The organism is Endozoicomonas euniceicola (genome assembly GCF_025562755.1).
GTDB lineage: Bacteria > Pseudomonadota > Gammaproteobacteria > Pseudomonadales > Endozoicomonadaceae > Endozoicomonas_A > Endozoicomonas_A euniceicola.
The window spans coordinates 6,062,092-6,073,373 of the sequence record NZ_CP103300.1 but is presented as its reverse complement, the minus strand read 5'-3'; the positions used below and the strand labels follow the sequence as shown (position 1 = coordinate 6,073,373).

Sequence of the window (11,282 nt, the reverse complement as noted above, 5' to 3'; positions counted from 1 at the left end):
TATCGATATTAAGGGAATAATTCATGAGCCAAAAGAATCAGCAAAAGACTCTGTCCGCCATCATCAATCCTGTGGGTACCATGCAGGTGCTTTCAAACCGAGAGGTAAAGAAACTTCAGGATACCAGCCAGAAAGGACTGCATCGTCTGTTCAGGCAATGCTGCCTGGCAGTCCTTAACGGTGAGCATCAGGGTGACTGCGCCGAAGAAATGATGTCGATGTACCAGGATTTTAATATTCGCATTATTCAGGAGCAGCGGGGGTTGAAGCTGGAGCTGATCAATGCGCCAGCGGAAGCTTTTGTGGCAGGCAAACTGGTACGTGGAGTACGGGAAAATCTGTTTTCCGTGTTGCGGGATATTCTCTATGTCTCATCCCATATCAGCGATGATCCTCGCTTTGACGGTGGCAATGGTACTGATATTACGCATATAGTGTTTGAGATTCTGCGTAACGCCGGGGCGTTTATTACCAAACAGGTGCCGGATACCGTGGTCTGCTGGGGTGGTCACTCGATTAGTCGTGAAGAATATGAATATACACAAAAGGTTGGCTATCATCTCGGGTTGCGTTATCTGAATATCTGTACCGGCTGTGGGCCGGGCGCAATGAAGGGACCGATGAAGGGCGCTTACATTGCTCATGCTAAACAGCGGGTAAACCACAGTCGTTTTATTGGCCTGACCGAGCCGGGTATTATTGCTGCTGAATCCCCCAATCCAATTGTTAATGAGCTGATTATACTGCCAGATATTGAAAAACGGCTGGAAGCCTTTGTTCGTTTTGGTCATGGCATTGTTGTATTTCCGGGGGGAGCGGGTACCTGTGAAGAAATTCTTTATCTGCTGGGCATTCTTCTCAATCCTGCGAATAAAAGTATGCCATTCCCGTTAGTCTTTACGGGCCCTGCATCGGCAAAAAGCTATTTTGAAGATATTGATGCTTTTATCGGTAAAACCCTGGGAGCAGAAGCGCAGCAGCGCTATCAGATTATTGTTGATAATCCTCTTGAGGTAGCGAAAATTATGCGTGACGGACTGGAAACCGTCACCCGCTACCGTCGTCAGCATGGTGACGCCTATTACTTTAACTGGTTACTGACAGTGGATGAACACTTCCAGAAACCGTTTGAGCCCACCCATGACAATATGGCTGCCCTGGAGCTGAAACTATCCCTGCCGCCTCATGAACTGGCTGCTAACCTGCGTCGTGCCATGTCAGGTATTGTTGCGGGTAATATTAAGGAAGAGGGGGTAATTGCCATTCGGGAAAACGGGCCGTTTCAGCTCAGTGGCGATCCGGAGTTGATGCAGGAAATAGATGCACTGCTACAGTCGTTCGTCGATCACTATCGCATGAAGCTACCTGGCAGCCACTACCAGCCCTGTTATCAAATCGTTCAGTAAATACAGTCTCGAAGGTAACCATCTATGTACGACATTATCGGTGATATTCATGGGCATGGCTCAGCCCTGGCAGAACTCCTGAAAAAAATGGATTACACAGAGCAAAATGGTGTGTTCCGGCACCCTGAGCGGAAAGTGGTTTTTGTCGGCGATTTTATTGACCGGGGCCCGGAGCATAAAAAGGCATTAACCCTCTGTCGTAGTATGGTAGAGCAGGGTAGCGCACTGGCAGTGATGGGCAATCATGAGTTCAATGCCATCTGTTATGCGACGCCTGATCCTGAGACTGCGGGGGCTTTTCTGAGAAAACATTCAGAGAAAAATCACCAGACACACCAGGCCTTTCTGAATGAGTACCCACTGGGTTCAGCGGAGTACAAGGACATTATCAGCTGGTTCCGTACTTTGCCGCTGTTTCTGGATCTTGGAGCCATTCGTGTGGTGCATGCCGTCTGGCATCATCCAAGCCTGAAAGTGATACAACCATGGATTAATGCTGATAATTGTCTGTTGACTGATGCTTATGTTCAGGGCTCAAAACGTGGAAGTGACGTTTATCACGCGGTTGAAAATATTCTCAAAGGTATTGAATGCAAACTGCCGAAAGGATACAGCTTTGAAGATAAAAACGGCCAGGTTCGCAACAAAGTACGACTGAAATGGTGGGATGAGCAGGCAACTCGCTTGCCTGAAGCGGCAACCAATGCAGGGGAAGCTGATTTACCTGAAATGGAACTGCCCGATCATACATACCGATACAGAGATTCTGTGCCATTGTTTTTTGGACATTACTGGTTACAGGGAACGCCTGAAATACTCAGCCCTACCATCGCGGGTGTGGATTACACCAGCCTAAGCGAGGGGGGCAAGCTGGTGGCTTATCGCTGGCAGGGAGAGCAAACTCTTAGTAATGATCATTTTGTCTGGGTTGATCGGGTGGGTTGAGGGCGTCAGAAGAAAGCAGGCTTGTTATATCGCTCCATTGCAACCCCAGAATTTCCCAGAGGTTGGCGACAGTGCTAAGAAACACAAACAGGCCAAACGCTAAAGCGTTTATTAGGACAAAGTTCAGTGTTAAGCGTCTTGAAAACAGCCGGATAAGACTGCCAACCGTCAGTTGGCCCAGAAAATATAACTCGAGCAAAAAGAAAACCAGTACCAAAACCTGTGCGACGGACATAACTGTAATCCTTCATGACTCCTGTATTCAGGATAGATTCTACAGGGTTGACAGTCAGCCTCAGGCTTCTAAAGTGAAGGGGTAGCGCCGATTTATTCCCACTTGCAGGCGCAAAACAAATATCGCTAAACAGGAGACGTATTATGCCTCAGTCTATTGTTACCACAGTCAACGGAACCTCTGTCCACGGGATTATCACTCACCACGCCCCTTACGATATCACCATCGAAATCACCCAGCCGTTTAGCGGCTTTACGACTTGGTGCCATATTCCCTACTTTGCCCGAAATCACATACATTACAAAGGAGAAAAGGGCAGGGAAAAAGCGACTGAGCTGCTGGCCGAGCTGTATCAGGAGTTCATTGAGACCTGTTTGAAGTAAACGGGCTCCTCTAGGCTCATTTCATATTGGAGAAGATATAGCCACCCCTATGGATCAGAATTTGCCATAATCAATGAACCCTAACGGTATGAAGTACAGGAATATGTCCAAAGCACCACTTTCCTTAAATGAGTACGATCGTCCAGCTCTGGACATGCCAGGTAAGACGAATCAATTATTGCTCCACTCCTGCTGCGCCCCTTGTGCCGGAGAAATCATGCTGGCTATCCAGGCTTCCGGTATTGAACAAACGGTATTTTTCTACAACCCCAATATCCACCCCGTTGAAGAGTATGAGTTACGCAAAGACGAAAACAAACGATTCTGCGATAAACTGAAACTGCCGTTTATAGATGCCGATTATGACAAAGACAACTGGTTTGAACGGGTGAAAGGGCTGGAAAATGAACCGGAGCGGGGTAAACGATGCACCGTTTGCTTCGATATGCGCTTTGAGCGCACCGCCTTGTATGCCAGTGAATATGGCTTTCCGGTGATATCCAGCACATTGGGTATTTCCCGCTGGAAAAATATGGAGCAAATCAATGATTCGGGCGTCAGGGCAGCATCCCGTTACCCTGATATCAGTTACTGGACGTTTAACTGGCGCAAACAGGGGGGCAGTCAGCGGATGATTGAACTGGCCAAGCAAGAGGCTTTCTATCAACAGGAATATTGTGGCTGTGTTTATAGTTTACGGGATACGAACCGGCACCGGATGGCTAATGGCAGGCCAAGGGTAAAGCGGCTGGTTACTTTCTACGGCAATAAGAAGGACGACGAGGATGTAGAGTTGATTGCGTTATCTTCCTGATTATTTTCAACCTGTTGAACACTCTTGTCTGTACCGTCAGGGATTTGCTGAGGTAGCGTAAAAAAGTGTCCGGAAAACTCTTGCCGTACCAGCTGATAGTGGAATGGATAGTGGAATGAATGCAGGAAAATCGTAACTGCTCATATTCCATTGGAAAGAACCGTTTCCTGATAGCCTGACGCCTTCAGGATGAGATGCCCCAGCCGGGGAATCATGTTGACTCCAGTCAGTCTGTCCCTGAGATACTTTGCAAAGGACACCCCGTGTTGTTTACAGGTCTTTTTCAAGCTGGCAAAGGTGTCGCGGCATTTCCTCCCAAGTTTACTCCGGGTACCACCGCTGACTTTTCGCCGTTTCACGTATTCCCTGATCTGCCTCTCACTCAGATTGTTGTGCAGCGGCAACCACGGATACTCAAGGACCAATAGCAGCTCTTCCCTGACAACCATCAGTTTACCCAGTTCAGACTGCAAGGCAGGATAATTCACCCGCTGCGTTACCCAACGATCAAAGTCCTGGTAGAGCTTCTGTTTTTCCTTGTCCGTTGGATTTTTCTGGTAGGCCTCAATGTCATCGTAGAGGCACCAGTACTGGTATGATGGACCCCATAAACTGGACAGGTAGCTAAGTTAAGTTTTCTGGCTGTAACATACCCTTTCAGGAGGGAGTCATGGTAGCAAAAAGAAAACGACACAAGCCCGAATTTAAGGCACAGGTGGCACTGGAAGCCTACAAGGGAAATAAAACCATAAATCAGCTGGCCAGCGAGCATGAAGTCGCAGCCGTTCAGGTCAGCCAGTGGAAGCGGCAACTGCTTCAGGGGGTTCCAGAGGTTTTTGGCAGAACAAAGGTAACTTTTCTACAAACCACTAAACATAAGCTCAAAGTCGTCTACTTTTAGAGTATGCAAAATGCTCATGTTTCAGGATCAGGCACAACACCTGCATTACTGCCTGCCCCCTTTGCTACCTCGCAGGTCATCCTCACCAAGCAGGAACACATCCAGCTAAAACAGCAGGCCAACCTCTGGCATGCCATGTGGAAGGCGGCCTGTGGCCGAGAGAAAAAAGTATTGGCTAAAAATGCCTCTCTTATCGCTCAGCATAAAGCCGAAATGGCTGGGTTGAACACCCAGGTCGCTGATCTGAAATCAGAACTGGCACACATGAAGCACTTGCTTTTCGGTCGTAAATCAGAGAAGACCAGTTCTTCTTCAAAGAAAAGTGGCAATACTACCCGGCCACCTTCAAATCGAAAAGGGTGCGGTTCATTTGCTACGACGAAGCCCTATTCACCACCAACTCACCGTAATTTCGTTTCTTAGAACACGAATGGTGATATGACCAGTATTCATCCCAGTCTCCACTGGAGTTTATTGAGCGAAGCTTCAGAATGGCTTCCGCGCCTTGCAGGCTCCATCGTGCGCCTGTTATATCAAGACGGTCATTTATCAAATGTCGGCAAGCGCCTTCAATCACTCCGCTGGCAATAGGAAAGCCTGAGCGCAGCGCCTTATCGTAGCAAAGCCGGTCTCTGTTTTTTTGCAGATAGCCAGCACATTTATCAATAGCTTCCCGATTCTTCAATTTTCGTTTCGTGGCACTTTGCTTTATGCCCCTGGCTACCCAGCCCGACTGCCCATGAAGAATTTTCAGTGCTTGCTGCTCAACCCATTTCTCAATAGATTTATCACCTTTATCATGCAGACAATGAGCGGCTTTCCACAGATATTCCAGCACATGAATGAAATCCATTACGATGCTGGTTTTGACCTGTTTTCTGCGGGCGACTCTTTCAATCATTTTCAGTTGATGCGGATGCCCATCGACCACGACAACCCATTGTCGTTTTCGTTCCGGGTCACGCTTGAGAGCCTCATCAAAGGCTTCTTCGATGACTGTTTCTCCGTCCCTCTCAACACTGGCCCAAACCCTCTTGTTGCGTATTGGAGGTCGAAATTTGACGACATTGTCCGCTTTCTTTTCAGAGTTCATGATGGACTCTGGTGAGCGTGGGTTTGCCCGCACAGTGTAAACAGTCGCCACCATAGCCATACGCTTCCGGTCTTTCTTTTCTCCCGGACTTAAACGTGTCTGACATTTTTTCTTGCTTTTCTCTGCATTCTTGCGGGTCGCTTCCCTTAACCCATCTGGCAACATGACCAGACCTTTCCCATCAAAGCTCAGAACCAATAGGTCATCTGTTTGCTCATCTTCTATGGTTCGTTGTTCATAGAATTCGACAAAATCCTGAGCTGTGCCTTCAACCAGCTTTATTGCCTGGTGCTTGCCAACTATGCCGGGGCAATTTTCACGATGCCGTTTGACGACATTGTCATAAGAACGATCAATAGCATCCGTGACCACACGCTTGCGTACACCATCAGAATATTGGTCGTTATTAAGGTTGAGCCCGGCATCCAGTGGGAATTCGTTGGAGACATTGCGCTGGCTATAAGCAAACCGTTTGACCGTTATCTTGCCAAACACCGTGGTGAGAACCCGGCTGGTATTTTGACGAATATGGTTACGAGGTATGCCGTCAGAGGGAGTGACAGACACTGCTCTTTCTTCATCTTCAGCCTGTTTATCGAGATAGCCCTGAAACATTAGCCGAAGCAGCTCGTCCCCATTGGTTCGAATGTACTCTTCAGTTGTGCCATGTTCCTGCAGGCAGGCAGATTCGAGGTGGCGGATCATGCTATTAAAGTGATCCTGTGCAGGAGAAAAAAATTGAAAGTCGAGAGTATTAGCGTAAGATGCGTTCACAAAGGGCTGCTTTTCCGGTGTTATTTGTTTGGCGACGTTATATCACCACGAAACAGCCCTTTTTTCTTTGCTCTCGGTCGTCAAAGTAGTTGGTTTTGCTGGGGTAGAGCGTCGTAGCAAATGAACCGCACCCAATCGAAAACGAGGTCACCAGCCCGGAGTCCCCGGCTCTGGTCGCCATCTTCACAACAACCTGCCAGTGGTTCATGAGTCTGTAGACTTACCAGTGGACAAACAGTGTTGTACAGTCTGTCACCGGCCATTCAAGTCTTTTTTCAATGACGACAGCTGCGACGTAATTGAAGTTGAAGTTAAGGCTCACGTTCGTCGTTATCACCGAAGGCATTACCAAAAAACTTGCCAGTGCCCTGAAACGCCCAATATTACTACTCCACCACCTCCACCAAGACTCATCAACAAAGGAAAGCTTGGTATTTCTGTCTGGGTGGAGCTGTTGCTGAATAAGTACGCATACGGCATCCCCATAAACAGGCAACTTGAGTCTTATAAGGCTCAGGGACTGGAACTGTCGCAGGCGACCATCTCCTTTGGCCTGGAAGCTATAACGCCCTTTTTTGAGCCGGTTGCCGAAGCTACTCGGGAATTCGTCGCCAGTAGCGATCAGTGGCATGCTGATGAAACCCGGTGGATCAGCTGGGCACATGAGACCACAGGTTCTCACAAACATTGGCTTTGGGTATTTCTCTGTGATCAGGCGGTTTATTTCAGCATTGCTGACACCCGTGCGGCTGTCGTACCAGAGTCGATCATTGGTGACGGGGCTGGAACGCTGGTGTGTGACCGATACTCAGCGTACAAAAAGCTTGCGAATGATGCGGTGTCTATTAATTTAGCTTTCTGCTGGGCTCACGTCAGGCGGGATTTTATTGACGCTCAACGAGGTGATCCGGAGTTGGAGAAATGGAGCGCCACCTGGGTGAACAGGATTGGTCGTTTATATCATCTTAATAGTCAGCGACTTGAAGTGCTTGATGAACCAGAGCAGCTAGCAACACAGCAGTTACGGCTTGAACATCAGGTAGAGCAGATGGCAATCCAGAGGGTTCAGGAACTTAATCGTCCTAAACTGCGAGTCAGAGCGAAAAAAGTGCTCGAAAGTCTACAGAATCACTGGGAAGGATTGACCCGCTTTGTCACTGATCCCGGTATCCCCATGGATAACAACGCTGCAGAGCAAGCACTGCGCACAGGTGTCGTTGGCAGGAAGAATTACTACGGCTCTGGCAGCGTATGGAGTGCTGATATAGCCGCTTTTCTATTCAGCGTTTTTATGACGCTAAAGCTTTGGGATATTAATCCAAAAATCTGGCTGGGTGCCTATCTTGAGGCTTGTGCCATAAATGGCAGGAAGCCACCTAATGATCTCACTCCTTATCTGCCCTGGTTAATGAGTGAGGAGCGGCTTTGTGAAATGCGCAATCATGATCCGCCAAAGGTATAACAATTGGAGGCAACAATAGGGAAAAGCGGTGTCTTAATTGCTAATTTTGAAGCGGTTTGTAGAAAAGTTACACATGAAGAAAAGGCGAACCAACAAGCCATTGAGACTGAACTACAGCTGCTCCGAAGCCTAATTTCGCAGTTTAACCTCAGATATTGTCAGCCTAGCCTTTCAGGCGGCACAGGCTGACGGTGCAGATTTTCTGCCTGATTAACGATTATAATTCCGGCAGTTTTTCTAACCATAACTGGAAACAGTCTGACTTCACCTCAAAGCTGTTCAAATTGTAAAAACTTGCCGATAAATAATTATTCCTCATATAAAATGTGACCAATTCGGTATGAATAGCACCCATTTCGGCCTTTCCGAACAGGAAACCAATCGACTTCATAGCATCAGCCAGAATCTGCCTAATAAATCCATTGATGAGTTACGGGTACTCCATAAAAATGCAGTGAATAAACTGGATACTCCATCATCACGGCAGATGGCCACAGCCCTCTTAAATGCAGTAGAAAATGAGTTGGAACGCAGAAATATTCCCGGAATGATAGCGACGTTTGAGAAACGCTATCCCGGTGGTTTCTATGGAGACCTTCAAGCTGAAGAAGAACGTAACTACAAAGTGCATGCTTGCCAGCAATTTCAGTTGCTACTTGGAAACAAAGAGTTTGAACAACTTATTCGCTCTGAACAGTATGATGAATTGTATGAGCGAGTCACCCGGCTGGTTGGTCTAACCAACTTTATTCAGGGGAGTTTTGAAAAACCAATTCTGCTCGATACTATCAGGGAAAACCAGCCCCTATTTATGAACGGGTTGTTCCAGTTTTTATGGAGTGCAGATGACTTACAGCATCGATTCGACCAATTTGTTTTGCTTCTTGAAAAGCTGGGGTTAAAAAAATGGACATATATCACATATTTTTTATTTTTATCTGATCCTGAGCAGCATATGTTTGTTAAGCCGGAAATGCTGAAAAGAAGCCTGGATATTTCAGGCTATCCTGTTCGATACGAGTCTACTCCTTCCTTTCAACTGTATAATCAGATTTTAAATTTCAGCCACTGGCTCAAGAGTAAAATTAGCCCACTAAAGCCTCGTGACATGATCGATGTTCATTCATTTATGTGGCATATGGCTCCAACTGGAAAGCATCGTCAAGAATAAGAAATAATAAGCTGATATGGACATTACCAAGATAACTGACGCAAAAGATGCCCTGTTAAAAGCTTGGCCTAAGGGGAGTGGCATAACAAACTTTACCGGAGTATCTTTCCTGCTTACTCCCTCTGTGATTGATTGTGAACGTCATGTCCAGCGTTAATGTCACCCCTGAATGCAAACACCTCATTATACTTGCTGCTAAAAAGCTCAAAGGCTCTGAACACAGAGCCTTCATAGCTGAAGTCGCTGAACAGCTCTGTTTTGGTAGTCCACGCCTTACTGAAACCGAGTTCAATTTTGGTCGTCATACCGTTGAACTCGGGATGCATGAAAAAAGGACAGGACTTATTTGTTATGGAAATTACGTATCTCAGGGCAAGCCAAAAGCAGAAGTAGCAAATCCTCAACTGGAACAAGACATTCGAAGCTTGGTAGACCCTGAAAGTCAGGCTGACCCGCAGCTCAGAAATACGTTCTCCTATGCTCGCATAACAGCCAGTGCTGTTCGAAAAAAACTGATTGATGAAAAAGGGTGGCAGGAAGAGCTACTTCCCAAAGAGCGTACTTTCTGCAACATGTTGAACCGCATGGGCTATAAACTTCACAAGGTACAGAAGACCACGCCGGAAAAAAAATCCCGGAAACCGATGCCATCTTTGAAAACGTCAAACAAGTAAAAAGCACCGCAAGCCAGAGAAAGCAGAGTCTTCAGATCAGCATTGATTGCAAAGCAACGGTTAACCTTGGAAATTTTTCCAGAGGTGGTAAAGCAAGAGGAACTGAAGCGGTCAAAGCGCTGGATCATGATATGGCCACCAAAGAAAAAATGATCCCCTTTGGAATACTCAATCTGGAAAATGATCAACTGTATGTCTTTTACGGTAACTCTTACAAAACCAGTGATTTTATCTGCGATGCCATTGAACAGTGGTGGGAGCAGGTGAGGGAAACTAACAGGTATGTCGATGAGCTGGTTATCTACGCAGACAACGGTCCTGAAAGTAACAGCCACCGAACTCAGTTTCTTTTCAGAATGGTTGAGTTTGCCAAAAAAGTGGGGCTGAAAATACGGCTGGTTTACTACCCTCCCTACCACAGCAAGTACAATCCGATTGAACGAGGCTGGTCTTATCTTGAGAACCATTGGAATGGCAGCCTTCTAAACACAGTAACGTCTGTTTTAGAGTGGACAAAGACAATGGTATGGAAATGCATGAACCCGATAGTGAAGCTACTTGATCAACCGTATCAAAAAGGGGTGAGACTGAGTAAACAGGAATTAGCTGAAATACAGCCTCACATCATTCGCCACTCTGAGTTAAAGAAATGGGATGTGACAATTGTTCCGGAACCGGTAAATTATTGATTGCCGCTCCCCTAAGATTCAGGAAGAGTGCCTTCAGGTGCTTGGCTCTGAACTGCACTATCAGGCTATGATTTATCATTGCCTGCGTACAGCAGGCGCAGTGCCGATTGACCAGCTCGGAATGAATGTGAAAATATGGATTTCAAACCCGATCTCACCGCTATTTCAGGCGTTAGACAAGAAAAAACATGAAGATTATCAAGGTGGTTTTGAACCTATCCCTGACATTGTTATTTTTTCTCCTGAAATCCGGGGAGACTGGCGGAGACGTAATCGCAAGCGAACACTGGTAGATACATTGCTTGCCATTGAAGTTAAAGCTTCGGAGCGAGCAAATGGTCGGCTTCGCCCTGGTGAAATTATTTCTGATATCGAAAAACTTGCCGCCCATCGTGAAGAGGTTCGGCATCATAAGAAAAATATGTATCCAGTGATGTTAGTCATCGATTCAACACCAGAGGCCACAGAGAGAATGACGAATCATGCCATTGACACAATATTCCAAGCATCGAAAAAACTGGATGTAGGTTTATTATTTTGTTCAGATCACCTCAAAAAGTCAGCTATAAGGTAGAGGTCAACAAAATCACATGGCAAATTCCATTGTTTTGCCAGAGTTATCAGTTAAGTTGCTTGATGAGACCGCAAAACTATAGAGCAATGATTTTTCTGCGAGTCACTTCGCTATGACAGAAGGGTGACAGGGATAATAAGTATTGACCCGGTAAGCAGTGA

General features: G+C 46.6%; 10 protein-coding genes and 2 pseudogenes. 10 read left to right on the top strand and 2 right to left on the bottom strand.

Annotated elements, in window-relative coordinates; all coding sequences use genetic code 11:
• The first annotated feature begins 23 nt into the window (after positions 1-23).
• From ppnN to NX720_RS24790, 4 genes are all read left to right on the top strand, one after another.
• The gene (gene ppnN / locus NX720_RS24805) at positions 24-1,406 is read left to right on the top strand and encodes a nucleotide 5'-monophosphate nucleosidase PpnN (protein ID WP_318654072.1); all 1,383 of its coding nucleotides are present in this window, start codon (positions 24-26) and stop codon (positions 1,404-1,406) included.
• Positions 1,407-1,430: 24 nt separating this feature from the next.
• Complete coding sequence (locus NX720_RS24800; protein WP_262598267.1) at positions 1,431-2,351, top strand: metallophosphoesterase; 921 nt, start codon at positions 1,431-1,433, stop codon at positions 2,349-2,351.
• A 378-nt stretch (positions 2,352-2,729) separates the two neighbouring features.
• Positions 2,730-2,969 (top strand): hypothetical protein, encoded by a 240-nt coding sequence (locus tag NX720_RS24795; protein ID WP_262598265.1) that lies wholly within the window; start codon positions 2,730-2,732, stop codon positions 2,967-2,969.
• A 103-nt stretch (positions 2,970-3,072) separates the two neighbouring features.
• The gene (locus NX720_RS24790; RefSeq protein ID WP_262598264.1) at positions 3,073-3,783 is read left to right on the top strand and encodes an epoxyqueuosine reductase QueH; all 711 of its coding nucleotides are present in this window, start codon (positions 3,073-3,075) and stop codon (positions 3,781-3,783) included.
• Positions 3,784-3,923: 140 nt separating this feature from the next.
• Here NX720_RS24790 and NX720_RS24785 read toward each other — a convergent pair whose 3' ends face one another.
• Positions 3,924-4,352, bottom strand: coding sequence for an IS66 family transposase (locus tag NX720_RS24785; RefSeq protein ID WP_262601656.1), 429 nt, complete (start codon positions 4,350-4,352; stop codon positions 3,924-3,926).
• A gap of 101 nt (positions 4,353-4,453) precedes the next feature.
• On the opposite strand from NX720_RS24785, the gene NX720_RS24780 reads away from it, so the two are divergent.
• Positions 4,454-4,684, top strand: coding sequence for a transposase (locus NX720_RS24780; RefSeq protein ID WP_262597541.1), 231 nt, complete (start codon positions 4,454-4,456; stop codon positions 4,682-4,684).
• A 3-nt stretch (positions 4,685-4,687) separates the two neighbouring features.
• Entirely contained in the window at positions 4,688-5,107 is a 420-nt protein-coding gene (locus tag NX720_RS24775) for a hypothetical protein (protein ID WP_262598263.1), read from the top strand.
• On the opposite strand, the gene NX720_RS24770 is transcribed toward NX720_RS24775, so the two are convergent.
• Positions 5,058-6,551, bottom strand: coding sequence for an ISKra4 family transposase (locus NX720_RS24770; protein ID WP_262596131.1), 1,494 nt, complete (start codon positions 6,549-6,551; stop codon positions 5,058-5,060). The genes NX720_RS24775 and NX720_RS24770 overlap by 50 nt on opposite strands.
• 163 nt (positions 6,552-6,714) lie before the next feature.
• Between NX720_RS24770 and tnpC the strand changes: the two are divergent.
• From tnpC to NX720_RS24745, 4 genes and pseudogenes are all read left to right on the top strand, one after another.
• A pseudogene (gene tnpC / locus NX720_RS24765) lies at positions 6,715-8,013 on the top strand (IS66 family transposase); the annotation flags it as partial.
• Between the two features lie 340 nt (positions 8,014-8,353).
• Positions 8,354-9,184: a hypothetical protein gene (locus NX720_RS24760; protein WP_262598262.1), complete on the top strand. Its 831-nt coding sequence runs from the start codon at positions 8,354-8,356 to the stop codon at positions 9,182-9,184.
• A 143-nt stretch (positions 9,185-9,327) separates the two neighbouring features.
• Positions 9,328-10,547: pseudogene (locus NX720_RS27375) on the top strand (ISAzo13 family transposase).
• A gap of 37 nt (positions 10,548-10,584) precedes the next feature.
• Positions 10,585-11,121 carry a hypothetical protein gene (locus NX720_RS24745; protein WP_262598261.1) on the top strand — a complete coding sequence of 179 codons (537 nt, stop codon included), beginning with the start codon at positions 10,585-10,587 and terminating at the stop codon, positions 11,119-11,121.
• Positions 11,122-11,282 lie beyond the last annotated feature (161 nt).